At 72.5% G+C, this 23,243-nt stretch carries 22 protein-coding genes; 13 read left to right on the top strand and 9 right to left on the bottom strand.

The annotated features are described in order from the left end of the window. The first annotated feature begins 164 nt into the window (after positions 1 to 164). Positions 165 to 1,385, top strand: coding sequence for a sensor histidine kinase (locus FHS13_RS09410; RefSeq protein ID WP_343064968.1), 1,221 nt, complete (start codon positions 165 to 167; stop codon positions 1,383 to 1,385). 26 nt (positions 1,386 to 1,411) lie between these two features. Continuing rightward, positions 1,412 to 2,050, top strand: coding sequence for a response regulator transcription factor (locus FHS13_RS09405; protein ID WP_184290528.1), 639 nt, complete (start codon positions 1,412 to 1,414; stop codon positions 2,048 to 2,050). Positions 2,051 to 2,060: 10 nt separating this feature from the next. Here the strand turns inward: FHS13_RS09405 and FHS13_RS21860 are convergent, their stop codons facing one another. Then, positions 2,061 to 2,825, bottom strand: a complete 765-nt coding sequence (locus tag FHS13_RS21860; protein WP_184290526.1) for an IclR family transcriptional regulator domain-containing protein — start codon at positions 2,823 to 2,825, stop codon at positions 2,061 to 2,063. 136 nt (positions 2,826 to 2,961) lie between these two features. Here FHS13_RS21860 and FHS13_RS09395 point away from each other — a divergent pair, with 136 nt between their 5' ends. Together FHS13_RS09395 and FHS13_RS09390 are read left to right on the top strand one after the other, a co-directional pair. Beyond that, the gene (locus tag FHS13_RS09395) at positions 2,962 to 3,927 is read left to right on the top strand and encodes a 5-dehydro-4-deoxyglucarate dehydratase (RefSeq protein WP_343064967.1); all 966 of its coding nucleotides are present in this window, start codon (positions 2,962 to 2,964) and stop codon (positions 3,925 to 3,927) included. Between the two features lie 32 nt (positions 3,928 to 3,959). Then, a complete protein-coding gene (locus FHS13_RS09390; protein ID WP_184290524.1) occupies positions 3,960 to 5,450 on the top strand; it encodes an aldehyde dehydrogenase (NADP(+)) in 1,491 nt (496 codons plus the stop codon). 51 nt (positions 5,451 to 5,501) lie between these two features. On the opposite strand, the gene FHS13_RS09385 is transcribed toward FHS13_RS09390, so the two are convergent. The 3 genes from FHS13_RS09385 to FHS13_RS09375 are packed head-to-tail and all read right to left on the bottom strand — an operon-like array spanning position 5,502 to position 8,668. After that, the gene (locus tag FHS13_RS09385) at positions 5,502 to 6,830 is read right to left on the bottom strand and encodes an ABC transporter substrate-binding protein (RefSeq protein ID WP_184290522.1); all 1,329 of its coding nucleotides are present in this window, start codon (positions 6,828 to 6,830) and stop codon (positions 5,502 to 5,504) included. A gap of 16 nt (positions 6,831 to 6,846) precedes the next feature. Then, positions 6,847 to 7,713, bottom strand: a complete 867-nt coding sequence (locus FHS13_RS09380; protein WP_184290519.1) for a carbohydrate ABC transporter permease — start codon at positions 7,711 to 7,713, stop codon at positions 6,847 to 6,849. Next, positions 7,703 to 8,668 carry a carbohydrate ABC transporter permease gene (locus FHS13_RS09375; protein WP_184290517.1) on the bottom strand — a complete coding sequence of 322 codons (966 nt, stop codon included), beginning with the start codon at positions 8,666 to 8,668 and terminating at the stop codon, positions 7,703 to 7,705. The genes FHS13_RS09380 and FHS13_RS09375 overlap by 11 nt, the downstream gene beginning before the upstream one ends. 416 nt (positions 8,669 to 9,084) lie before the next feature. Between FHS13_RS09375 and FHS13_RS09370 the strand changes: the two genes are divergently transcribed. From FHS13_RS09370 to FHS13_RS09350, 5 genes are all read left to right on the top strand, one after another. After that, positions 9,085 to 10,398 (top strand): Gfo/Idh/MocA family oxidoreductase, encoded by a 1,314-nt coding sequence (locus FHS13_RS09370; protein WP_184290515.1) that lies wholly within the window; start codon positions 9,085 to 9,087, stop codon positions 10,396 to 10,398. Then, positions 10,395 to 11,573, top strand: coding sequence for a Gfo/Idh/MocA family protein (locus FHS13_RS09365; protein ID WP_184290513.1), 1,179 nt, complete (start codon positions 10,395 to 10,397; stop codon positions 11,571 to 11,573). Before FHS13_RS09370 ends, FHS13_RS09365 begins: the two co-directional genes overlap by 4 nt. Next, positions 11,570 to 12,406 carry a DUF6807 family protein gene (locus FHS13_RS09360; protein ID WP_184290511.1) on the top strand — a complete coding sequence of 279 codons (837 nt, stop codon included), beginning with the start codon at positions 11,570 to 11,572 and terminating at the stop codon, positions 12,404 to 12,406. Before FHS13_RS09365 ends, FHS13_RS09360 begins: the two co-directional genes overlap by 4 nt. Positions 12,407 to 12,511: 105 nt before the next feature. After that, a complete protein-coding gene (locus FHS13_RS09355) occupies positions 12,512 to 13,396 on the top strand; it encodes an NAD-dependent epimerase/dehydratase family protein (protein ID WP_184290510.1) in 885 nt (294 codons plus the stop codon). An 86-nt stretch (positions 13,397 to 13,482) separates the two neighbouring features. Continuing rightward, positions 13,483 to 14,514, top strand: coding sequence for a substrate-binding domain-containing protein (locus FHS13_RS09350; protein ID WP_184290508.1), 1,032 nt, complete (start codon positions 13,483 to 13,485; stop codon positions 14,512 to 14,514). 44 nt (positions 14,515 to 14,558) lie between these two features. On the opposite strand, the gene FHS13_RS09345 is transcribed toward FHS13_RS09350, so the two are convergent. Genes FHS13_RS09345 through FHS13_RS09330 form a run of 4 tightly spaced genes read right to left on the bottom strand, consistent with a single transcriptional unit; the run spans position 14,559 to position 18,851 of the window. Next, positions 14,559 to 15,635 carry a mandelate racemase/muconate lactonizing enzyme family protein gene (locus tag FHS13_RS09345; protein ID WP_184290506.1) on the bottom strand — a complete coding sequence of 359 codons (1,077 nt, stop codon included), beginning with the start codon at positions 15,633 to 15,635 and terminating at the stop codon, positions 14,559 to 14,561. Between the two features lie 2 nt (positions 15,636 to 15,637). After that, positions 15,638 to 16,546 carry a sugar phosphate isomerase/epimerase family protein gene (locus FHS13_RS09340; RefSeq protein WP_343064966.1) on the bottom strand — a complete coding sequence of 303 codons (909 nt, stop codon included), beginning with the start codon at positions 16,544 to 16,546 and terminating at the stop codon, positions 15,638 to 15,640. Then, positions 16,543 to 17,703 (bottom strand): DUF993 family protein, encoded by a 1,161-nt coding sequence (locus FHS13_RS09335; protein WP_184290504.1) that lies wholly within the window; start codon positions 17,701 to 17,703, stop codon positions 16,543 to 16,545. The genes FHS13_RS09340 and FHS13_RS09335 overlap by 4 nt, the downstream gene beginning before the upstream one ends. After that, positions 17,700 to 18,851, bottom strand: coding sequence for a Gfo/Idh/MocA family protein (locus FHS13_RS09330; RefSeq protein ID WP_184290502.1), 1,152 nt, complete (start codon positions 18,849 to 18,851; stop codon positions 17,700 to 17,702). The genes FHS13_RS09335 and FHS13_RS09330 overlap by 4 nt, the downstream gene beginning before the upstream one ends. A 272-nt stretch (positions 18,852 to 19,123) precedes the next feature. Between FHS13_RS09330 and FHS13_RS09325 the strand changes: the two genes are divergently transcribed. Genes FHS13_RS09325 through FHS13_RS09315 form a run of 3 tightly spaced genes read left to right on the top strand, consistent with a single transcriptional unit; the run spans position 19,124 to position 21,644 of the window. Beyond that, positions 19,124 to 20,059 carry a metal ABC transporter substrate-binding protein gene (locus tag FHS13_RS09325; RefSeq protein WP_184290500.1) on the top strand — a complete coding sequence of 312 codons (936 nt, stop codon included), beginning with the start codon at positions 19,124 to 19,126 and terminating at the stop codon, positions 20,057 to 20,059. Next, positions 20,056 to 20,796 carry a metal ABC transporter ATP-binding protein gene (locus FHS13_RS09320; RefSeq protein WP_184290498.1) on the top strand — a complete coding sequence of 247 codons (741 nt, stop codon included), beginning with the start codon at positions 20,056 to 20,058 and terminating at the stop codon, positions 20,794 to 20,796. Before FHS13_RS09325 ends, FHS13_RS09320 begins: the two co-directional genes overlap by 4 nt. Further along, a complete protein-coding gene (locus tag FHS13_RS09315) occupies positions 20,784 to 21,644 on the top strand; it encodes a metal ABC transporter permease (protein WP_184290496.1) in 861 nt (286 codons plus the stop codon). Before FHS13_RS09320 ends, FHS13_RS09315 begins: the two co-directional genes overlap by 13 nt. A 106-nt stretch (positions 21,645 to 21,750) precedes the next feature. Here FHS13_RS09315 and FHS13_RS09310 read toward each other — a convergent pair whose 3' ends face one another. Continuing rightward, positions 21,751 to 22,323, bottom strand: coding sequence for a CGNR zinc finger domain-containing protein (locus tag FHS13_RS09310; RefSeq protein ID WP_184290494.1), 573 nt, complete (start codon positions 22,321 to 22,323; stop codon positions 21,751 to 21,753). A 115-nt stretch (positions 22,324 to 22,438) separates the two neighbouring features. Here FHS13_RS09310 and FHS13_RS09305 point away from each other — a divergent pair, with 115 nt between their 5' ends. Beyond that, the gene (locus tag FHS13_RS09305; protein WP_184290492.1) at positions 22,439 to 23,200 is read left to right on the top strand and encodes a metallophosphoesterase; all 762 of its coding nucleotides are present in this window, start codon (positions 22,439 to 22,441) and stop codon (positions 23,198 to 23,200) included. The last annotated feature ends 43 nt before the right edge of the window (positions 23,201 to 23,243 follow it).

Below are 23,243 nucleotides of genomic sequence, written 5' to 3'. Positions count from 1 at the left end.
GACCGCCGGTGATGCTCGCCGTGCCGGATGGCGAGGTGGGCCTGCACCTGTTCGCCCGGATGCCGCCCGCAGCCGGGGCAGTGGTACTTCTTGGCCGGGCGCGGGGATGTCCGGCCGCAGGACCGCGGTCCTGGTGCGCCGTGACTCCAGAGAGGAAGGTGGCAGTGCAGGAACCGACGGCGGAGGGCCCCGGAGCCTGGGCCCGCGCGGTGGCCGCCCCCCTGGTGCGGGCCGGACGCGAGCTGGTGGGGGTGGGACTGGGCGTCCTCACCGCCCTGCTCACACTGGCCTGGGCGGTCGCCGCAACCGCCGCCCTGGCCCTTTCCCCCCTCGCCCCCCGCACGCGCCACCGGATCACCGCGATCCTGTCCCGGTGGGCGCGGCGCCTGTGCGATGCGGACCTGGCCCGGCTCGCCCGGTGGTGCGACTGCCCCGTCCGGCCCCGGGCCGAGACGGGCCCCCGGGTGGCCTACCTGCTGCTGCGGATCCCCGTGGCGCTGCTGTGCGGCTGTCTGGCACCGACCGCCGTACTGCTGGTGGGCGTCTTCCTCGGCGGGGCCGCACTGGAGGCCGCCACCGGGACCGGCACCACGGTCCCCGTCCCCATGCCCGGCGCGCAGATGCACATCTCCAGTATCAGCGTGGGCCTGTTCATGGGAGTGGGCACACTGGCCGCCACCGCTCTGGCGGCGGCAGCCGCAGCAGCCTCCGACCGGGCGCTGGCCCGGCGCCTGGTGGGTCCCAGCCGCGAGGACCTGCTGGCCCGGCGCATCGACGAGCTGACCCTGACCCGCGCCGAGGTCGTGCAGGCCGTCGACGAGGAGCGGCGCAGGATCGAACGCGACCTGCACGACGGCGTCCAGCAGCGCGTGGTGGCCCTGGCGATGCTGCTGGGCCGGGCCCGGCGCGGCAGCGACCCCCGTCGCGCGGCCCGCCTGGTCGACGAGGCCCATGCCGAGACGCGCTTACTGCTGGACGAGCTGCGCGAGGTGGCCTGGCAGGTCTATCCCGCTGCTCTGGACACGTCGGGGCTGGAGGCGGCCCTGACCGAGGTGGCCCAGCGCAGTCCGCTGCCGGTCGAGGTGCGCGTGCGCCTGTCGGCCCCGCCTCCCCGGGCCCAGGCCGCCGCCGTGTACTTCACCGCCCGCGAGGCCATCACCAACGCCGTCAAGCACGCCCGCGCCGGCAGTGTCGTCGTGCACCTGGACGACCTCGGCCATGGCCTGGAGCTGCGGGTTCTCGACGACGGCCGCGGCGGAGCCGATCCCGACGGCGGCGGGCTGACGGGACTGGGACGCCGGATCAGGGCGCTGGACGGCACACTGTCGGTGGACAGCCCCGAGGGCGGACCGACCACGGTACGAGCCGTCCTCCCGCTGCCCTGACGTCCTTCGCGGAGAAGAGGAGAAGCATGCGCCTGGTGATCGCCGACGACTCGGTCCTGCTGCGCGAGGGCCTGATCCGGCTGCTGGAGGAGGAGGGGCACGAGGTGGTGGCCGCGGTCGGCGACGCCGACGCCCTGCTGGAGGAGGTGGTGCGCCTGGCACCCGACGCCGCTGTGGTGGACGTGCGCATGCCGCCCACCCACACCGACGAGGGCCTGCGTGCGGCGCTGCGCATCCGCGCCGAGCACCCGGCCGTGGCGGTGCTGGTGCTGTCGCAGTACGTGGAGCGGCGCCATGCCGCCGAACTGCTGGCGGGTTCGCCGGGCGGCGTGGGCTACCTGCTCAAGGACCGGGTGTCGGAGGTAGGGGAGTTCCTCGACGCCCTGGAGCGGGTGCGCGGGGGAGGGGCGGCCTTCGACCCGGAGGTGATACGCAAACTCCTGGCAGCGGCGGCCGACCCGTTGGCCCGGCTCACCCCGCGCGAGCGCGACGTGCTGGAGCAGATGGCCCAGGGCTGGGGCAACGCCTCGATCGCCGCGCGGCTGCACGTGTCGGTGAGCGCGGTGGAAAAGCACGTCAACGCCATCTTCGACAAGCTCGGCCTGGAGCCGGCCTCCGGTTACAGCCGCCGGGTGCTGGCGGTGCTGCGCCACGTGGGCGGCTGATCGGGGCCGGTCACAAGCCTCTCTCCAGGAGGGTGCGTGCCTCCATGAGCGCGTCCACGGCGTCGGCGGCCAGGGCGTCGCTGTAGCGGGCCGAGGGGACCGAGCAGCTGATGACGTCCACGGCGGGGCGGTCGTAGCGCAGGGCCACCGCCAGGCAGCGCACGCCCTCGACGTTCTCGCCGTCCTCGGTGGCATAGCCGCGCTCGCGCACGCGCGCCAGGTCGGCGAAGAGCTCCTCGCGAGTGGTGATGGTGGCCTCGGTCAGGGCCTGCAGCTTCTCCGGGAGCAGTGCGTCGACCTGGGCGTCGGTGCGCTCGGCCAGCAGTGCCTTGCCCAGGGCGGTGGCATGGGCGGGCAGGCGCCGGCCCACCCGGCTGAAGGGGCGCAGGTAGTGGCGTGATTCGCGGGTGGCCAGGTAGACGACGTCGGAGCCGTCCAGGCGGGCCAGGTGCAGGGTCTCGCCGGTGCGCTCGGACAGGGCGTCCAGGTGGGGCCGCGCCGCTGCGGCGCGCGGGTCGGCGTCGATGTAGCCGGTGCCGGTGAGCAGGGCGCGGATGCCCAGGGAGTACAGGGTTCCGGTGGGGTCGGTGTGCACCCAGCCGCGGCCGACCAGGGTCTGGAGCAGGGCGTAGAGGCTGCTGCGGGGCACGCCCATGCGCTGGGAGAGGGTGCGCAGGGTGGCGGCCTCCTCCAGGTCGCTCAGGAGTTCGAGCAGTTCGACCGTGCGGGCGGCCGACTTGACCTCGCGTACGCCCTCTCTCGGTTCGCCGTCCACGTACGTCCCGGTCTCCTCTCGCGTGGTCCGTGTGCCAGCGGAGTCTATCCGCGGCGGGCACCTGTTGACTCCCCGGCGTCCACAAGCATAGCCTCTGTTTGCATATGAAAAAGCTGTCTACATACGGAGACAAAACGTGTCTGTTCCCCCCGTCGACCGCCCCGCACACGTCCGCGAGACCGCGCAGCGCCTCGCCCAGGGCATGGCCCGCGCCGTCCTGGCCTTCCCCCTCACCCCCTTCGACGACGACGGCTCCCTGAACCAGGCCGCCCTGGAGGCCCACCTCGAACACCAGCTGGCCGCCGACCCCGGAGCGCTCTTCGTCGCCTGCGGCACCGGAGAGTTCTTCTCCCTCGACCCCGCCGAACACGAGACCGCGGTCGCCACCGCGGTACGACTGGCCGACGGACGCCTGCCCGTCGTCGCCGGAACCGGACACGGCACCGCTCTGGCCGCCGAATTCGCCCGCTCCGCCCAGCGCGCCGGGGCCGACGCCCTCCTCCTCCTGCCCCCCTACCTGGCCAAGGGGCCCCAGCAGGGCCTGGTCGAACACACCCGACGCGTGGCTGCCGCCACACCCCTGCCCCTGATCGCCTACCAGCGCGACCAGGTCTCCCACACCCCCGAGGCCCTCGCCGAGATCGCCCGCATCCCCAACGTCATCGGCCTCAAGGACGGCCACGGCGACCTCGACAACATGCAGCGCCTGGTCCTGGCCGCCCCCGACGACTTCCTGTTCTTCAACGGCGTGCCCACAGCCGAACTCCAGGCACGCGCCTACGCCGCCACCGGGGTGGCCGCCTACTCCTCGGCCGTCCACGCCGTCGCCCCCGAGATCTCCCACGCCTTCTTCCGCGCCCTCACCGCCGGTGACACCGGTACCGTCGACCGCTTCCTGAACGACTTCTACGTCCCCTGGGTACGACTGCGTGAGAAGGGCGTCGGATACGCGGTGTCCCTGATCAAGGCCGCGGCCCGCTCCCGCGCCCAGGAGCTCGGCCACGACGTGGGGCCGGCCCGCCCTCCGCTGGCCGACCCCGACCCCGAGCACCTGGACCAGGCCCGCGCCCTGATCGCCACCGGCCTGGACCTGGCCCGCTGAGCCCCGCCCACCTTCGTCAGAGAGGACCTTCCATGGCCGAGGCCACCAGCACGGACCCACGCACCGGAGAAGTCGTGGAGACGGTCGCACCCCACACCGCCGACAGCGAGGTGGACCGCATCTGCCGGGCCGCCGCCCAGGCCGCCCCCGAGCTGGCCGCCCGGGACCGCCTGTGGCGGGCCGGGATGCTCGAGGCCGTCGCCCAGGCACTGGAGGAGGACCGCCCCGGCCTGGTCCCCCTCGCCGACCGCGAGAGCGCCCTGGGGCGGACCCGCCTCGACGGCGAACTCACCCGCACCGCCCACCAGTTCCGGGCCTTCGCCGCCCATGTGCGCAAGGGCGCCTACCTGGAGGCCGCCGTCGACCGGCCCGCCGACACCCCCATGGGACCGCGCCCGGACGTGCGGCGCATGCTGCTGCCCCTGGGACCGGTGGCCGTCTTCGGCGCGAGCAACTTTCCCCTGGCCTTCTCCGTCCCCGGAGGCGACACCGCCTCCGCCCTGGCCGCGGGCTGCCCCGTCGTGGTCAAGGCCCACCCCGCCCACCCGGCCACCTCCGAACGCGCCTTCACCCTGATCGAGCGGGCGGCCCGCGACGCGGGCGCGCCCGAGGGCACCCTCGGCCTCGTGCACGGAATGGAGGCAGGCACCGCCCTGGTGCGCCACCACTCCATCCGCGCCGCCGCCTTCACCGGCTCCACCCGCGGCGGACGGGCCCTGTTCGACCTGGCCTGTTCCCGGCCCGACCCCATCCCCTTCTACGGTGAACTGGGCAGCGTCAACCCGCTGGCGGTCACCCCCGGCGCCGCACGGGCCCGCACCGAGCAGATCGCCGAGGGCGCGGTCGCCTCCTTCACCCAGGGCGCCGGGCAGTTCTGCACCAAACCCGGCCTGATCCTGCTGCCCGCCGACCGGGCCGGCCGCGACCTGGCCCAGGCCATGGCCGAGCGCGTGGCGGACCTGCCCGCCCAGACACTGCTGGCCGCCTCCATCCGCGACGCCTACGGCGAAGGCTCCCGCGAGGGGTCGGGCACCCGCCTGCTCGCCCAGGGGCTGCCCGCCGACGGCTCCGGCTGGTCGGTCCCCGTCCGGCTCCTGGCCGCGGAGGCCTCCTCCCTGGACCCGCACCAGGTACAGGAGTGCTTCGGCCCCACGGCCCTGGTCGTCTTCTACGACGGACCCGACGAGCTGCACCGCCTGCTGCGCGACCTGCCGCCCTCCCTGGCCGCGTCGGTCTTCTCCGAGCCCGACGAGGGCGAGCTCCGGGCGCGCCTGCAGGACACCCTGTGGACGCGCACCGGACGCATCGTCTACGACGGCTACCCCACCGGTGTGGCCGTCACCGGCGCGATGCACCACGGCGGACCCTGGCCCGCCACCACCAACGCCCTGCACACCTCCGTGGGCACCACCGCGATCCGGCGCTTCCTGCGCCCGATGGCCTGGCAGAACGCCCCCCAGGACGTCCTGCCCGACGAGCTGCGCGACCACCCGGTCCACCCCGTTCCGCGCCGGGAGGGCTGAACACGCGTGCGGGCCCGGCGCGGTCTTCCGCGCCGGGCCCGCACCTCCGTGTCAGGCGTCGCCGGTGGCTGCCTCGACCTCGCTCATGAACTGCTGCGCGGCCTCCTGGGGCGTGAGGTTGCCGAAGGACAGCTCGTCGGTCACCCGCTTGGTGATCTCCACGACCTGGCCCGCTCCGATGGGCGGAGGCGGGTTGCCGTCGACGATGTCCCCTTCGATCTCGGACAGGAACACAGCGCTGCGCTCGTCCGCCGGCGGCAGCGAACTCAGGATCTGGGCGCGCACGTCGATGTTGGCCGGCAGGCCCAGGTCGGACAGGATCAGCTCGGCCGCCTCGTTGCTGTTGAGCATGAAGTCGACGAAGCGCGCCGCCTCCTCCGGGTGCTCGGACTCGGCCGAGACGGAGTAGAACATCGCGGGCTTGAAGAACATCCCGGTGCGCTCGTGCTCGGTCTCACCGGGGTAGCGCAGCAGCTCGATCTCACGTCCCGAGGACTCGGTGATGCCACCCAGCTGGTTGGTCCAGAAGTGCGCCATGGCCCCCTGGTTGGTCGAGAGGACCGACTGGTCGGGCCCTCCGGCCTCGATCTCCACGCTCTGGGAGGCTCCGGGCTGGCCGCCGCTCTCCAGCAGGTCCTGGGTGATCGTGAACCACTCGGTCAGCGTCTCCTCGGAGAAGCCCAGCGTCCCGTCCTCGTTGTAGAGGTTCTCGCCGTGCTGGCGCGCGAAGATCTGGAAGCCGGTCTCGTTGTAGGCCATGCTCTGGGCGCCGACGATCTCCCCGTCGCTGGCCTCGGTGATCTGCGCCGCGATCTCGGCGTAGTCGTCCCAGGTCCAGGTGGAGTCGTCGGGCATCTCCACCCCGGCGGCCTCGAACGCCTCGGGGTCGGCCAGGACCGTGTAGGCGTTGACACCGCTGGCGATGCCGAAGGTCTGCCCGTCCAGGTTGCCGCTCTCGGCCACGAGCGGGTCGACCTTGGACAGGTCCAGCACGCCCTCGAACTCCTGCAGGTCGGCCAGCGCTCCCCGATCGCCGTACTCACGCAGGTAGCGTTCCTCCTGCATCATGATGTCGGGGGCGTCGCCGGCCGCGGTGCTGGTGGCCAGCCGGTCCCAGTAGGAGCCCCAGTCGGTGTAGTCGGCCACCACCTGGATGTCCGGGTTCTGGGCCTCGAAGATGTCGATGACCTGCTGCAGGGTGGAGTGGCGGTCGTCCGCCCCCCACCAGGAGTAGCGCAGCTCCACGACCCCGTCCTCGGAGTCCGAGCCCCCGCCGCAGGCGGTGGCGGCCAGGGCGAGGGCGGCGGAGACCGCGACCAGGGGCAGGAGGGGGCCGCGGCGCGGCCCCGAGGGCCGCCTTGGGCTGACAGGGCTGTTCATGGGGGGATTTCCCTTCTTATTTGATGCCGGTGGTGGCGATCCCCTTGACGAGGTATCGCTGTCCCGCCAGGAAGAAACCGAACACGGGGCCCAGCGCCACGACCGACATCGCGAACAGCGGACCCCAGGAGGTCTGGGAGCTGGAGTCGACGAAGGTGCGCAGGGCGACCGGGACCGTGTACATGTCCGGGCTGGTGAGGAAGATCAGCTGGCTGAAGAAGTCGTTCCAGGTCCAGATGAAGGTGAAGATCGCGGTGGTGGCCAGGGCCGGCATGGACAGGGGCAGGATGATCCGGCAGAAGATGCGCACGTGTCCGCATCCGTCGATGCGCGCCGCCTCGTCCAGGTCCTTGGGCAGCCCCCGGATGAACTGCACCATCAGGAAGATGAAGAAGCCGTCCGTGGCCAGCAGCTTGGGCACGATCAGCGGGTAGAAGGTGTTGATCCACCCCAGCTCTGCGAAGAGGATGTACTGCGGCACGATCACCACGTGGATCGGCAGCATGATCGTGGCGAGCATGACCGCGAAGAACAGCCTCTTGCCGCGGAACTCCAGCCGGGCGAAGGCGTAGGCCGCCATCGAGCAGCCGACGAGGTTGCCGATGATCGAACCCGCCACGACGACCGCCGAGTTAAGCAGGTAGTGGTGGAAGGGGTGCTGCAGTGCGGTCCAGCCCTCGGTGTAGTTGCCCGGGGTGAAGTTCTGGGGAACGAGGCCGGGCTCGCGGAAGATCTCCGCGGTGGGCTTGAACGAGCTGGAGAGCATCCACAGCAGCGGATAGAGCATCACCAGCCCGAACGCGATCAGGCCCAGGTGGATCAGCAGGCGGCGGGAGCGCTCGCTGCGCGTGCGCGGGCCGCGGAAGGTCGTTTCAGTCGCCATAGAAGACCCAGAACTTGGAGGCCAGGAAGTTCACCGCGGTGAACCCACCGATGATCATCAGGAGCAGCCAGGCCATCGCCGAGGCGTAGCCCATGTCGAACGCGCCGAAGCCGCGTTGGTACAGGTAGAGGGTGTAGAACAGCGTGGAGTCGGAGGGGCCGCCGGTACCGCCGCTGACGATGAACGCCTGAGTGAAGGTCTGGAAGGCGTTGATGATCTGCAGTACCAGGTTGAAGAAGATGATGGGGGTGAGCATGGGGACCGTGATGTGCCAGAACCGGCGCACCGGGCCGGCCCCGTCCACCGCGGCGGCCTCGTGGTACATCGCGGGGATCTGCCGCAGCCCGGCCAGGAAGATGACCATGGGTGCCCCGAAGGTCCACACGTTGAGCACGATGAGGGTGCCCAGCGCGTAGTCGGGATGGGAGACCCATCCCTCGCCCTGGATCCCGAAGAACCCGAGGACCTGGTTGATCAGCCCCTCGGCGCCGAAGACCTGGCGCCACAGGATGGCCACGGCCACGCTGCCGCCCAGCAGGGAGGGCAGGTAGTACACCGACCGGTACAGCGCCAGGCCCCGCACGCCCCGGTCCAGGACCAGCGCCAGCGCCAGCGCCAGGGCGAGCTGGAGGGGCACGGAGACGAACACGTAGACGAAGGTGACCTTCAGGGCGCTGTGCAGGCGCGTGTCGGTGAGCATGCGCTCGTAGTTGGCCAGCCCGACCACCTCGTGGTCGCCGATGAGGCTGTAGTCGGTGAAGGAGAAGTAGAGGGAGGCCAGCAACGGCCCGGCCGTGATGAACACCAGTCCCACGAACCACGGGGCCAGGAAGCCGTAGGCAGCCAGGTTCTCCCGCCGGACCCGCCCTCTGCCGCCTGTGCCGGCGCGCCCGGCAGGGGGAGCAGGGGAGGGTGCGGGGTCCGTCCTGGGCCTTCGCTGAAGGAGTGCCACCAAGGCTCACCGCCTCTCGGCGGTGCCGCCGCGCGCCGCGAAGGCGCGCAGGTACCGGGATCTCACGATGGGACCACCAATCCGGTCGGGGGCGAAAGAGGCCGCAGCACAAGGGCTGTGGCGGAGAACACGAGCGAAAACCGCACGTAGAGGCCTGGTAAGCGCTATCCATGCAGTAAGATTCTCCGTTTCTAGCACCGGCCTCCAGGGGTGTCAACGACGGATTTCCCCCGAACCGGAATCCACCCCCCAGATCGTTACCTTCGCAGGAGGCCGTTTCCGGCGAGAAAACCGGGAGCATCCTCGCAAAGGACAGCTCTGCGCATCTGCGCCACCACGGTCCGCCCCAGTCGCCCTCTCCTCCGCCGGGATCCGAGGGGCCGTTGTGCCATCGCCGGGAAAGCGTTTACCATGCTGGCGTGAACCACACCACTCCACGTAGGTACGCGATCGTCGGCACGGGCTCCCGCGCCCGCATGTACACCCGGGCCCTGACCGGCACCCACCGCCACCTGGGCCGGCTCGTCGCCCTGTGCGACACCAACTCCACCCGCATGGCCGCCCACAACCGCATCGTCACCGAAGCCGGGCTCGACCCCGTCCCCACCTACCCCGCCGACGCCTTCACCCGCATGCTCGCGGAGGAACACGTCGACGAGGTCATCGTCTGCACGATCGACCGCACCCACGCCGACTACGTCGTGGCCGCCCTGGAAGCCGGCGTCGACGCCATCACGGAGAAACCCCTGACCGCCGACCTGGAGGGCCTGCACCGCATCAACCGCGCCCAGGCCCGCACCGGCGGCCGTGTCACCGTCGGCTTCAACTACCGCTACAACCCCGTCCACCTGCGCCTGCGCGACCTCGTCGCCTCGGGCGCCATCGGAGAGATCGCCTCGGTCCACTTCGAGTGGCTGCTCGACCTGCGCCACGGAGCCGACTACTTCCGCCGCTGGCACCGCGACAAGACCCAGTCCGGCGGTCTGCTCGTCCACAAGGCCGGCCACCACTTCGACCTCGTCAACTGGTGGATCGGCGCCCGCCCCGTCGAGGTCTTCGCCTGGGGCGACCTGTTCTTCTACGGCGACGCCAACGGCCGCCGCCACGGTCTGGCCGCCGACTACGAACGCGGACACGGCTCACCCGGGGCCCAGGACGACCCCTTCGCCCTGCACATGAGCGACAGCCCCGACCTCACCTCTCTCTACCTGGATGCCGAGCACGAGGACGGCTACCGCCGCGACCTCAACGTCTTCGGCCCCGGCATCACCATCGAGGACGACATGTCCGTACTGGTCAAGTACGACACCGGGGCCCGCCTCACCTACCACCTGACGGCCTACGCCCCCTGGGAGGGCTACCGGCTCGCCCTCACCGGCAGCCGCGGACGCCTGGAACTGGACATGACCGAGTTCTCCCACACCACCCCGGGCCGCGACGAGACCCACCCCGTACGGGGCATGCCGGCCCCCAAGGAGAACACCCGGGCCCGGCTCCTGCTGCGCCGGCACTGGCGGGAACCCGAGGAGATCCCGGTGTCCGTGGGCGAAGGAGGCCACGGCGGCGGCGACGCCGCCATGCTCGACTCTCTCCTGGGCCGCACCGACGACGGCATCCGCCCCGACCACGCCGACGGCGGCAACGCCTTGCTCACCGGCCTGGCCGCCAACGCCTCCATGTCCACCGGCGCCCCCGTGCGGGTCGCCGACCTGCTCGCCGAGGGCGCACGATGACGCCCGCCCCCCTGGAGTCCGGCCCCGTCCCCGTGCTCCTGGCGGGCGTGCACGGCCACGGCCGCTCCCACCTGCGCTCACTGCTGCCCCTGGCCCGGCGCGGCCTGGTACGCCTGGCGGGCGTGTGCGACACCCGCCCCCTCCCGCCGGGCGACGACCTGGAGGGCCACGGCAGCGTCCCCTTCTTCTCCGACCTGGGCCGGGCGCTGGACCGGACCGGCGCGCGCGTCACCGTCCTGGCCACCCCCATCCACACCCACCTGCCGCTGGCCCGCACCGCCCTGGCACACGGCTCCCACCTGCTGCTGGAAAAACCCACCACCGCCACCCTGGCCGAGCTCGACCTGCTCGACGCAGCCGTCACGGACTCCGGCCTGGCCTGCCAGGTCGGCTTCCAGAGCCTGGGCTCCGAGGCCGTACAGGCCGTGCGCGACCTCCTCGACCACGGCGAGATCGGCTCCGTGCGCGGTATCGGAGGCTCCGGCACCTGGAAACGCACCTCCGCCTACTACGACCGCGCCGCCTGGGCCGGACGACGCCGCCTGGACGGCCGTGACGTCGTGGACGGCGCCCTCACCAACCCCTTCGCGCACGCCGTGGCCACCGCCCTGGCACTGACCGGAACCGCCCACCGGCCCCCCGCCCGCATCGAGCTGGAGCTGTACCGCGCCCACCCCATCGAGAGCGACGACACCTCCAGCCTGCGCCTGCACACCGCCGACGGCCTCACCGCGACCATCGCCGTGACCCTGTGCGCCCCCGAGAACACACCTCCTCGGCTGGTCGTGCACGGCAGCCGCGGACGCATCGAGCTGGACTACACCCTGGATCTGGTCACCCTCCACCGCCCCGGCCGCGCCCCCCGCACCACCCGCCACCCGCGCACCTCACTGATGGAGAACCTCCTCGACCACCTGCGCACCGGCACCCCCCTGCTCGTCCCACCCGCCGCCACCCGCGGCTTCATGCACGTGCTGGAAGCCGTGCGCACCGCCCCCGACCCCCTGCCCATCCCCGCCGAGCACCAGCACGTGTGGCAACAGGACGGCGCCACCCACCGCACCGTCCACGGCATCACCGACCTCGTCCGCACCGGCGCCGAGTCCCTGTCCCTGTTCTCCGAACTGGGCGCCCCCTGGGCCCGGCCTCTCCGCGCAACCAAGGAGACCGCGTGAACCTCACCCTCGACGGCACGGTCGTGGCCCTCCACCGCGACGGCGCCGATATCGACCCCCTCCTGTCACCGCGCCCCTACCTGCACCCCGTGCTCACCCCGGCCGGCACCGCGGTCACCGAGGAACTGCCCGACGACCACCGCCACCACCTCGGAGTGGGCATGGCCGTCCCCGACGTATCGGGAACCAACTTCTGGGGCGGGCGCACCTTCACCCCCGACCGGGGCTCGGTCCTGCTGGACAACCACGGCCGCCAACAGCACCGCACCTGGCTGGAACGCTCCGCGAACCGGTCCGTGCAGCTGCTGTCGTGGACCGACCCGCACGGTCGCGAACTCCTGCGCGAGGAACGCACCGTCCGCGCCACAGGTTTGGACGAACACACCTGGGTCCTGGACCTGCACACCGTGCTGTACAACACCTGCGGACAGGACCTGAGCATCGGCAGTCCCGCCACCAACGGCCGCCCCGGCGCCGGATACGGCGGGCTGTTCTGGCGCGCGCCCCTCGGCGAGCGGCCCCCCGCCGTCACCGGACCCGACGGCCTGGAGGGCGAAGAGGCCCTCCACGGGTCCCGAGCCCCCTGGCTGTCCCTGGCCGGACACACCACCTCGGGCGCCCCCTGGACCCTGCTCTTCACCCAGCCCGGGGACCACACCGACCCGTGGTTCCTGCGCGCCCGCGAATACCCCGGCCTCGGGCCGGCCCTGGCCTGGGACACCCGCCTGCCCCTGCCCCAAGGCGGCGCTCTGCGAAGAAGCCTGCGCACGGCGATCAGCGACGGACACCCCGACCCCCGCCACCTGGCCGCCGCCACCGCGGCCCTTCCCTAGGGTGTGTGCGGCGGACACCCGCTGCCGCACCCCGCCGCGCGGCAACACCGAGCACGCGCGACCCGCCCCCGACCACCCCACGAAGAGAGAGCGCGCAACACACCCATGAGAGTGCTCGTCACCGGAGGCTCCGGACGCCTGGGCCGCAGCGTCACCGCCGTCCTCGCCGAACGCGGACACCACGTGACCTCCGCCGACACCGCCCCCGCCCACCAGCCCGCCGGTGTGGACGGCGTCGTCGCCGACCTCCTGGACCCCCGGCAGCTCCGGCAGACCTTCGATCGCGCCGCCCCCGAGGCCGTGGTCCACCTGGCCGGGATCGCGGTCCCCTTCGCCCGCCCCGACGTGGAGACCCTCCAGGTCAACACCGGCCTGGCCTGGGCCGTCCTGTCCGCCGCGATCGAACACGGGGCCCGCTCGGCGGTGGCCGCCTCCAGCCCCACCGTCTACGGCTACAACACCCCCTCCTGGAAACCCCTCTACCTGCCCCTGGACGAGGACCACCCGGTCGCCCCCTGGCACGCCTACGGCCTGAGCAAGACGATCATCGAGGACACCGTGCGCGCCCTGGCACGCACCGCTCCCGGGTGCGTGCTCTCGTGCGTACGCCCCGGGTACGTGGTGGCCCCCCAGGAGTGGGAGGGCGCACCCACCCAGCAGGGACACACCATGGCCCAGCGACTGGCCGACCCCGCCCTGGCCGCCACCTCGCTGTTCAACTACATCGACGCACGCGACGCCGCCGAACTGTTCGCCCTGGCCGCGGAGAACCCCGACCGCATCGAGAGCGGTCAGGTGTTCAACGCCGTCGCCCCCGACCCCCTGGCGCCCGGCCCCGTGGACGAACTCATGGCGCGCTTCCACCCGGCCGCCGCCGAGGCTGCCGCCGCCCTGGCCGACGGCAGCGCGGTCTTCTCCTCCGAGCGCGCACACACCACGCTGGGCTGGCGCCCCCGCCGTACCTGGAGAGAGCAGCTGCGAACCCCGTGAACAGCGACCCCCGCACCGCCCCCGCGTTCCACTACCCTGGCAAGGAAAGAGTTTTCCCGGCGCGGGGGACCAGAAGGGCCAGGGGTGTGGTGAGCACGAACGTGACGCTGGAACAGGTCGCCGAGCACGCCGGGGTCTCCCTGGCCACAGCGTCGCGCGTCATCAACGGCAGCACCCGCCAGGTGAGCCAGAAACTCCGCGAGAAGGTCAACGCCAGCGCCCGTGAACTCGGCTACCTCGCCAACGCCTCCGCCCAGACCCTGGCCCGCAACACCAGCTCCCTGGTCGGACTGCTCGTCCACGACATCGCCGACCCCTACTTCTCCTCCATTGCCGCCGGCGTGACCCGCTGCACCGAGGAGCACGGCCTGGTCCTGGTGCTGGGCACCACCCACCGCTCCGCACATCAGGAAGGGCAGATCCTGGCCGCCCTGCGCTCCCACCGCGCCCGCGCCGTGGTCCTGGCCGGCTCGCGCTCCACCGACGAGGAGAGCAACCGCCGCCTGGCCCAGGAGATCGAGGCCTTCCGCGCACAGGGCGGCCGCGTGGCCTGCGTCTCCCAACCGGGCCTGCCCGCCGACACCGTCAGCCCCGACAACCACGCCGGCGCCGCCGACCTGGCCCGCCACCTCATCGCCCAGGGACACCGCCGCTTCGCCATCCTGGCCGGCCCCAGCGACCTGCGGACCGCACGCGAACGCATGGACGGCTTCCACTCGGCCCTGTCCGCCGCCGGGATCGAGCTGGCCCACCACAACGTCATCCACGGCGCCTTCACCCGCGACGGCGGCTACGAGTCCACCCGCCGCCTCATGACCCTGGGCACCGACGCCACCTGCCTGTTCGCCGTCAACGACGTCATGGCCACCGGAGCCATGGCCGCCCTGCGCGACATGGGCAAACGCGTCCCCACCGACCTGTCGGTCGCCGGCTTCGACGACATCCCCACCCTGCGCGACCTCACCCCTGCCCTGACCACCGTGCGCCTGCCCCTGGAGGAGATGGGAGAGCAGGCCGCACGGCTCGCGCTGGCCGAGGACCCCGCGGACCCGCCGCGCGTGGTCACCGTCCGCGGCCAGGTCGTGGTCCGGGAGAGCACGGCGCCCCCCGCCGGCTGACACCGGCGGGGGGCGCCGCACCCCTTCCGCCCGCCCCTCACGTGCTAGGGGACAGGGGCGAGCCCGCCCGAGAACACCAGACCGTGGCCCGGACCGGTGTCGGCGCTGACGCGGCCCCGCTCCAGACGCACCCCGCTGGGGACGGCCAAAGCCCCCAGCGCGGCCAGCGAGGCACGGTCGATGTCCTCGACCATCCCCACCCGCGGCAGGCACAGCGCCAACTGCCCCGACAGCTCGGGCAGCAGATGCGGGGCCACCGGCACACTCCTGCGTGCCGCCGACTCCGCGATGCGCATGAACGGCGTGATACCGCCCACCCGCACCACATTGGGCTGGGCGACGTCGCACACCCCCTCGTCGATGAAGCGCTCGAACTCCTCGACCGTGCGCAGGTTCTCCCCGACCGCGAAGGGAACCCGCGTCCTGGCGCGCAGCCGCACGTGGGCACCCAGGTCGCCGGCCGGCAGGGGCTCTTCCACGAAGTACGGGTCGAACTCCTCCAGCACGGCCAGGGCGCGCACCGCACCGGGCACGTCCCAGCGCTGGTTGGCGTCCACCATCAGCAGCCGGTCGGCCCCCACGAGGTCGCGCACCGCCTCCACCCGCTCGGCGTCGCGCGCCACCGCGGGCGAACCCACCTTGACCTTCACGGCCCGGTGCCCGGCCGCCACCCACCCCGCCACCTGCTCCAGGAGGTCGGGCAGCGGGTAGTCGAGGTTGACACCGCTGCCGTAGCATTCGGCCTCCTCCCGCCGCCGGCCCAGCAGCTCCACCAGGGGAAGGCCCGCACGGCGCGCCACCAGGTCCCACAAGGCGATGTCGACCCCCGCCAGCGCCATGAGTGTCAGGCCGCTCGTACCGGCCTCTCTCAGGTGCCAGCGCAACTCGTCCCACAGGCTCGGATCGGCCCGGCGTCCCAGCAGGGCCGGGCGCAGGTCGTCGGCGATCAGTGCGGCCACGGCCCGCGCCCCGATCAGGGGTGTCCACGAGAAGCCCGTACCGACCAGGCCCTCGTCGGTGGCCACCCGTACCACGACCAGATCGTTGCGGTCCACACCGCCGTCCCAGGCCCGGTGCAGCGGCAGGCGGAAGGCCCGGGCCGACACCTCGGTGACGCGCATGCTCACCCCCTCTCCAGAACGTGTTGGACGTGGCGCCGCGCCATGGTGGCGACCACGTCGTCGGGGTCAGCGGCCCACACCTCGGCGTTGAAGACCTCCACCTCGATGTCGCCGGTGTACCCCGCACCGTCCACGGCACGGCGCAGTGCACGCAGGTCGATGCAGCCGTCTCCGGGCATTCCCCTGCCCAGCAGGGCGTCGGAGGGCAGCGGCAGCACCCAGTCGCAGACCTGGAAGGAGGTGATGCGCCCGCCCCGCCCGGCCCGCGCGATCTGCTCGCGGACCTGGGGATCCCACCACACGTGGTAGGTGTCGACGACCACACCCACGTGCTCGGCCTCGAAGCGCTCGGCCACGTCCAGCGCCTGGCCCAGGGTCGACAGCACCGCGCGGTCGGCGCAGAAGAGCGGATGCAGCGGCTCCAACCCCAGGCGCACCCCGACGGCCGCGGCGTGGGGCACCAGCTCCTCCAGGGCACCGAAGGCGCGCTCGCGCGCCCCGTCCAGGTCGCGGTCGCCCTCCGGCAACCCCCCCAGGACCATGACCAGGACCGGCGCGCCCAGGGCGGCGGCCTCGTCCAGGGCCCTGCGGTTGTCGTCCAGGGCTGCCCGTGTGTCGCGGCCGGTGAGGAAGCCCCCCCGGCAGTAGGAGGACACGCGCAGCCCCGAGCTCCGCACGAGCCGGGCGGCGCGTTCGAGCCCGGTCTCGGCCACGTGCTCACGCCACAGGCCGATGGAGGGCAGGCCCGCCCGCAGGACGCTGTCGACGGCCTGGACCAGGCTGCGCGGCTTGACGGTGGCCTGGTTGAGCGACAGCCGGGCCAGGCGCTCGTCACCGGGTGGGGGAGTGGGCACGGCGGCGGCCAGACCGCAGGGCACGTCCACCGGGGTGGGCACGAGGGAGGTGGTCACTGGTCCACCCCCGAGACCTGGAGGAGGGCGCGCATGCGGGAGGCGGCCAGATCGGGGTCGGTCAGGGCGCCGGCCGCGTCGGCCAGGCGCAGGGCCTGTGCCAGGTGGGGCAGGTCGCGCGCGCTGTGCAGACCGCCCACCATGTGGAAGCCCTTCTGGTGCCCGTTGAGCCAGGACAGGAACGCGATCCCGGTTTTGTAGTAGAAGGTGGGCGCGCCGAACAGGTGCCGGGCCAGGGGGACGGTGGGCTCCATCAGCGCGCGGTAGCGGTCGGCATCGTCCTCGTCCAGGGCGTGCAGGGCCCGGGCGGCCACCGGGGCGATGGCGGCGAGCACACCCAGCAGCGCGTCGGAGTGGCCCTGCCCGTCGCCCAGGACCAGCTCGGGGTAGTGGAAGTCGTCGCCGGTGTACAGGCGCACCCCTTCGGGCAGCAGGCGGCGCAGCCGCACCTCCAGTCCGGCGTCCAGGAGGGAGACCTTGATGCCCTCCACCCGGTCTGCGTGCTCGGCGATGAGCGCGGCCACCGGCTCCACCGCCTCGGCCGGGTCGTCCCGCCCCCAGTACCCGGCCAGGGCCGGGTCGAAGGCGTCGCCCAGCCAGTGCAGGATCACGGGCCGCTCGGCGCGGGCGAGGACCTTGCCGTAGACCTGGGCGTAGTCGTCGGGCCCCTGGGCGAGGGCGGCCAGGGCGCGTGAGGCCATGACGACGGGGGTGGCCCCGGCCGCGGCGACGGTGTCCAGCTGTTCACCGTACGCTGTGACAACGCTTTCCAGATCGGCGTGGGAAGGGTCCAGCTGGTCGGTGCCGGCCCCGCAGACGAGTGCGGCTCCGCGGGAAGCGGCCTCGGCCCCCGTGCGCCTGATCAGCTCGGCCGTGGCGGCCCAGTCCAGCCCCATGCCGCGCTGGGCGGTGTCCATGGCCTCGGCCACGCCCAGCCCCTGGTCCCACAGGTGGTGGCGGAAGGCCAGGGTCTGCTCCCAGTCCAGGCGCGCGGGCGCCCCGGGGGCGTTGGGGGCCAGGGGGTCGGCCACCACGTGGGCGGCGGCGTAGGCGCGGCGCGAGCGTGCGGGGGGCAGGGGAGAAGTGTCGGCAGCCGTTCCCGTGAGTGTGTACGCCTCCACCGTGCCCCCGGGGGAGGGCAGGTTCAGGGTGGTCACAGGGCCACCTCCTTCAGTTCGACGGTGCGCCCGGTGGCGGCCGAGAGCAGGCCGGCCTCGGCCATCTGCAGTCCGCGTGCGCCCGAGAGCAGGTCGTGGGGGAAGGGGGTGCCCTGAACCACGTGGCGCAGGAACAGCTCCCACTGGGCGCGGAAGCCGTTGGGGAAGTCGGCGTTGTCGGGCACCTCCTCCCACTGGGCGCGGTAGCGTCCGGGGTCGGCCTTGTCGGGGTCCCACACCGCCTTGGGGGTGGTCGAGCGGTGCTGGACGCGGCAGGAGCGCAGTCCCGCCACCGCGCTGCCGTGCGTGCCGTCGACCTGGAATTCCACGAGCTCGTCGCGGTCCACCCGCACACTCCAGGAGGAGTTGATCTGGGCGACGACACCTCCTTCGAGTTCGAAGATGCCGTAGGCGGCGTCGTCGGCGGTGGCCTCGTAGGGTTCGCCGTTCTCGTCCCAGCGGGTGGGGATGTGGGTGGCGGTTCGGGCAGTGACCGAGCGGACCGGGCCGAAGAGGTGCTCGAGCACGTAGTGCCAGTGGGGGAACATGTCCAGGACGATGCCGCCGCCCTCCTCGGCGCGGTAGTTCCAGCTGGGGCGCTGGCCGTCCTGCCAGTCGCCCTCGAAGACCCAATAGCCGAACTCGCCGCGCACCGACAGCACGCGCCCGAAGAAGCCGCTCTCCACCAGGCGGCGCAGCTTGAGCAGGCCGGGGAGGAAGAGCTTGTCCTGGACCACGCCGTTGCACAGGCCCGCCCGGCGGGCGAGCTCGGCCAGCTCCAGGGAGGCGTCGAGGGTGGCGGCGGTGGGCTTTTCCACGTAGACGTGCTTGCCCGCGGCGATGGCCGAGCGCACGGCGGCCTCGCGTGCGTGCGTGATCTGGGCGTCGAAGTAGATCGAGACCGAGGGGTCGGAGAGTACCGAGTCCAGGTCGGTCGACCAGTCCTCGATGTCGTGGCGCTCCGCGATCTCGCGGAGCTTGCGCTCGGAGCGCCCGACGAGCACCGGCCTGGGGACGACGCGGGAGCCGTCGGCCAGTTCGAGGCCGCCGGCGTCGCGGATGGCCAGGACCGATCGGGTCAGATGCTGCCGGTATCCCATGCGTCCCGTGACGCCGTTCATGGCCACGCCCAGCACGTGATCACCCATGGATGGTTCCCACCTTTCCTGTGAAAGCGCTTTCCAGACTACGGCAAACCTCTCGCCCGCACCAGAGCGGAAGGATCCGACGCCGGAAACCCGCTGCTGAGGGCGGTCGGGAAGAGTTCGCGCGCAAGGGAGACGGGCAGGGCCGTCGCCGGACTCGGGTCGAGGCGGAGGCGCTCCGACGAAGAGGTATCGGGCGACCGCTTCACACGTTCGGGGCCGCACCAGGACGGCCCTTCATGTGTGATTTGCCGTTCCCGTGGTAAAAGTTAGGCATGGCCAACTCAGAAGCTGGGTCACCCTCACACCTCTGGTCCGCGGTGTCGGCCGCCGCCGTGGCCCTGGCGCTGACCGCCTGCTCAGCGCCCGCGGCACCCGCCGACGACGGCCGCCCGCTGGTCCTGACCACCTTCACCGTCCTGGCCGACATGGTCGACAACGTCGCCGCCGACCGCGTCGAGGTCGCCTCCCTCACCCGGCCCGGAGCGGAGATCCACGGTTACGAGCCCACCCCCGACGACCTCGTGCGCGGCCTGGAGGCCGACCTGGTCCTGGAGAACGGGCTCGGTCTGGAGGCCTGGTTCGCCCAGTTCACCGAGCGCGTGGACGCCCCCACCGCCACCCTCACACGGGGCGTGGAGACCATCCCCGTCTCCTCGGGCGGCCACGAGGGCGAACCCAACCCCCACGCCTGGATGTCCCCCGACAACGCCTTGGTCTACGTCGACAACATTCGCGACGCCCTCACCGATCTCGACCCCGCAGGCAAGGAACAGTACGCCGCCGCGGCCCGGGACTACAAGGAACAGATCGGCGAGGTCGGCGACTACCTCGACAGCGAACTCGCCCAGGTCCCCGAGCACGCACGCGCCCTGGTGACCTGCGAGGGTGCCTTCTCCTACCTGGCCCGCGACGCCGGCCTGACCGAGATGTACCTGTGGCCGGTCAACGCCGAGAGCGAACCCACCCCCGGCCGCATCGCCGCCGTCACCGAGTACGTGCGTGACAACCAGGTGCCCGCGGTCTTCTGCGAGAGCACCGTCGACGACGGCACCCAGCGCTCGGTCGCCCGCGAGAGCGGCGCGCGCATGGGGCAGACCCTCTACGTCGACTCCCTGTCCGAGGCCGACGGGCCCGTCCCCACCTACCTCGACCTGCTGCGCCACGACGCGCGCGCCATCGTCACCGGGCTGAAGGGAGAGCGCCGATGAGCGCCGCCATCGAGGTCGAGGGAGCCACCGTCCGCTACGGTGACGTCCTGGCCCTGGACGAGGTGTCCCTGACCGTCGCCCCCGGCCGGGTCTGCGGCCTGCTGGGCACCAACGGCTCGGGAAAGTCCACCCTGTTCAAGACCTTGCTGGGGCTGGTACCCGCCGACGGCACCGTTCGCATCCTGGGCCGTACCGGAGCCGCCGCTCGCAAAGAGGGGCTGATCGGCTACGTCCCCCAGTCCGAACAGGTCGACTGGGCCTTCCCCGTACGCGTGCGCGATGTGGTGATGATGGGCCGCTACGGGCGCATGGGCCCTCGCCGGCGTCCCCGCGCCGCCGACCGCGAGGCGGTCGGCCGCGCCCTGGAGCGCACCCGCCTGACCGACCTGGCCGACCGCCAGATCGGCGCGCTCTCGGGCGGCCAGCGCAAACGCGCCTTCATCGCCCGCGCCATCGCCCAGGAGAGCGCCGTGCTGCTGCTGGACGAACCCTTCGCCGGTGTCGACAAGCGCTCGGAGGCCACCGTCACCGAACTGCTCCTGCAACTGCGCGGGGAGGGACACACCCTGCTGGTGTCCACCCACGACCTGGCCCAGGTGCCGCACCTGTGCGACGAGGCCCTGCTGCTGCAGCGCCGCGTCCTGGCCCGCGGCACCCCCGAACAGGTCCTGCGGCCCCAGGTGCTCATGGAGGCGTTCGGGGTCCACCCCGAGGAGGAGGCGACATGGACGTCCTGACCGGTCTCGCCCAGTGGTTCGCCCAGCCGCTGCAGTTCGAGTTCGTGCAGCGCGCACTGCTGGTCTCGGTCGTGGCCGGCGCGGTGTGTGCGGTGCTCTCGTGCTGGATGACCCTCGTGGGCTGGTCCCTCATGGGCGACGCCGTCTCCCACGCCGTCCTGCCCGGGGTCGTGCTCTCCTACATGTTCGGACTGCCCTTCGCACTGGGGGCGCTGGTCTTCGGTGCCGGATCGGTGGCCCTGATCGGCGCGGTCAACCGCACCTCCCGGGTCAAGGAGGACGCGGTCATCGGCGTGGTCTTCACCGCCATGTTCGCCCTGGGGCTGGTGATGATCTCGCGGGTGCCCAGCCAGACCGATCTGGGCCACATCCTGTTCGGCAACGTGCTGGGAGTCTCCGACTCCGACATCTGGCAGGTGCTGATCCTGGCCGGAGTGGTGCTGGCCGCGGTCTGGTACAAGCACCGCGACCTGACCCTGTACGCCTTCGACCCCGTCCACGCACATTCCCTCGGTATCAGCCCGCGCCTGCTGGAGACCCTCCTGCTCGGGCTGCTGTCGGTGACCGTGGTGGTGGCCCTGCAGGCGGTGGGGATCATCCTGGTGGTGGCCATGGTCGTCGTCCCGGGTGCCACCGCCTACCTGCTCACCGACCGCTTCGAGCGGATGCTGCTGATCTCGGTGGCGGTCGCGGTGGCCGCGGCGGTGACCGGGGTGCTGGCCAGCTTCCACCTCGACGTGTCCACCGGCGGGTCGATCGTCCTGGCCCAGGCCGCCGCCTTCGCCCTGGCCTACCTCTTCTCGCCCTCCCACGGCCTGTTGCGCCGCCGCGCCCCCGCACCTGCCTGAGCGTCCCCGGCACGGTGCGCCGACGCGCAGTGCTTCCCGGCGGTGCGCCCGTGGGCGGTGAGGACACGGCAGGGGACGCACCGGGTCGGTGTCCGGTGTGTCCGCCTCAGGCGCGCGCCCCGGCGTGGCGGCGGTAGTGGCGTGCGGCGCGGGCCCGGTTGCCGCAGGCGGTGGCGCACCACTGCTGGCGGCCGTGGGCCTGCACGAAGTAGCGCAGGCAGCCGGGAGCCGAGCAGGAACGCAGCCGTTCGCGATCGGGGCTGTCCAGGAACGCCATCGCCGAGCGGGCCAGGGCCGCGACCGTGTCCGCACAGCCCTCGGCCGGGGCCATCTCCACCGTGGGCACGTCCCCCTCGGTCCAGCGCAGCCGCGGTACCACCGGCTCGCGGGCCGAGGCCGCGTTCAGCAGTGACAGGGCCTCCTGCGGATCGGGGGCAGCGGCGCCCCCGGCGGGGTCGGCCGGCCCCGCCGCGCGCGCCAGCAGGGAGCGCACCGCCCCGCGCAGCACCACGACCTGGGCGTGCAGCGCCTCGTCGACCCGCCCCGCCGCGGGCAGGGGACCGCCCACGGTGTCCAGCCACCGGGCGGTCGACTCGGGAGTGCTCAGCTCGTCGGTCACTCCCGCGGCGTCGCCGCGGTGGATCGTGTCGGCCAGTTCCAGTGCCAGATGGCGTTCCATGGCTCCCCGTCCGTCGACCCCGCTTGCCCCGTGTCCTCTCCACGGGCTAGCGTCTCTAACGCTTAAGACTAAGTTATCCGTTAGAACTTCGGGGGAAACCCGCGGAAGGACGGCCATGACGGTTCTGCTCGCACACATCAGCGACCTGCATCTGGACGGGAGCGACCGCGCCACCGAGCGCGCCGCCCGGACGGTGGACTACCTGCGCGACCTGCCCCAGGCCCCCGACGCCCTGCTGGTCACCGGGGACATCGCCGACACCGCCGCCCCGTCCGAGTACGAGGAGGCCGCACGCCTGCTGGACCTGCCCTTCCCCGTCATGGTCTGCCCCGGAAACCACGACGACCGGGCCGCACTGCGCCGGGTACTGCCGGGGCACGAGCCCTCGGACCAGCCCCTCAACCGCCTTCACCACCTGCCCGGCGCGGCCGTGCTGACCTGCGACTCCGCCGTCCCGGGCCACGACGGCGGGCTCCTGGAGCCCGCCACGCTGGTGTGGATCAACGAGACACTGAGCGGCCTGGAGGGGGACACCCCCGCGCTGCTGGCCTTCCACCACCCGCCGGTGCGGGTCCACCACCCCCTGCCCGACTCCATACGCCTGGCCAACGCCGACGACCTGGCCGGGCTCCTGCACGCCCACCCCAGGGTGGCCGGCATCCTGGTCGGCCACGCGCACACCGGCGGCGCGACCACGTTCGCGGGAAGGCCGCTGCTGCTGGCCCCCGGCGTGACGTGGACGCTGCGCATGCCCTGGGAGGGTGAACCCGCGGTCAACCGCGACCAGCCCCCGGGCGTGGCCTTCCACGTCTTGGAGCAGGACCACCGCCTGACCACCCACTTCCGCGCCGTGATGCGCGCCGAGGCCGCGGTGTGAGAAACGGAGAGGGGCCGCCCCGCGGCGGCCCCTCTCCGTCATG

Source organism: Nocardiopsis algeriensis (assembly GCF_014203695.1).
Lineage (GTDB): Bacteria > Actinomycetota > Actinomycetes > Streptosporangiales > Streptosporangiaceae > Nocardiopsis > Nocardiopsis algeriensis.
The sequence above is the reverse complement of the archived record's forward strand: the minus strand, read 5'-3'. Positions and strand labels throughout refer to the sequence as shown.

What these genes read in the sequence shown, in the direction of transcription:
- FHS13_RS09365 (WP_184290513.1), top strand. Translation starts at nt 10,395, where the DNA reads ATGACGCCCGCCCCCCTGGAGTCCGGCCCCGTCCCCGTGCTCCTGGCG.
- FHS13_RS09380 (WP_184290519.1), bottom strand. Translation starts at nt 7,713, where the DNA reads ATGGCGACTGAAACGACCTTCCGCGGCCCGCGCACGCGCAGCGAGCGC.
- FHS13_RS09325 (WP_184290500.1), top strand. Translation starts at nt 19,124, where the DNA reads ATGGCCAACTCAGAAGCTGGGTCACCCTCACACCTCTGGTCCGCGGTG.
- FHS13_RS09305 (WP_184290492.1), top strand. Translation starts at nt 22,439, where the DNA reads ATGACGGTTCTGCTCGCACACATCAGCGACCTGCATCTGGACGGGAGC.
- FHS13_RS09355 (WP_184290510.1), top strand. Translation starts at nt 12,512, where the DNA reads ATGAGAGTGCTCGTCACCGGAGGCTCCGGACGCCTGGGCCGCAGCGTC.
- FHS13_RS09320 (WP_184290498.1), top strand. Translation starts at nt 20,056, where the DNA reads ATGAGCGCCGCCATCGAGGTCGAGGGAGCCACCGTCCGCTACGGTGAC.
- FHS13_RS09310 (WP_184290494.1), bottom strand. Translation starts at nt 22,323, where the DNA reads ATGGAACGCCATCTGGCACTGGAACTGGCCGACACGATCCACCGCGGC.
- FHS13_RS09330 (WP_184290502.1), bottom strand. Translation starts at nt 18,851, where the DNA reads ATGGGTGATCACGTGCTGGGCGTGGCCATGAACGGCGTCACGGGACGC.
- FHS13_RS09385 (WP_184290522.1), bottom strand. Translation starts at nt 6,830, where the DNA reads ATGAACAGCCCTGTCAGCCCAAGGCGGCCCTCGGGGCCGCGCCGCGGC.
- FHS13_RS09405 (WP_184290528.1), top strand. Translation starts at nt 1,412, where the DNA reads ATGCGCCTGGTGATCGCCGACGACTCGGTCCTGCTGCGCGAGGGCCTG.
- FHS13_RS09315 (WP_184290496.1), top strand. Translation starts at nt 20,784, where the DNA reads ATGGACGTCCTGACCGGTCTCGCCCAGTGGTTCGCCCAGCCGCTGCAG.
- FHS13_RS09390 (WP_184290524.1), top strand. Translation starts at nt 3,960, where the DNA reads ATGGCCGAGGCCACCAGCACGGACCCACGCACCGGAGAAGTCGTGGAG.
- FHS13_RS09345 (WP_184290506.1), bottom strand. Translation starts at nt 15,635, where the DNA reads ATGCGCGTCACCGAGGTGTCGGCCCGGGCCTTCCGCCTGCCGCTGCAC.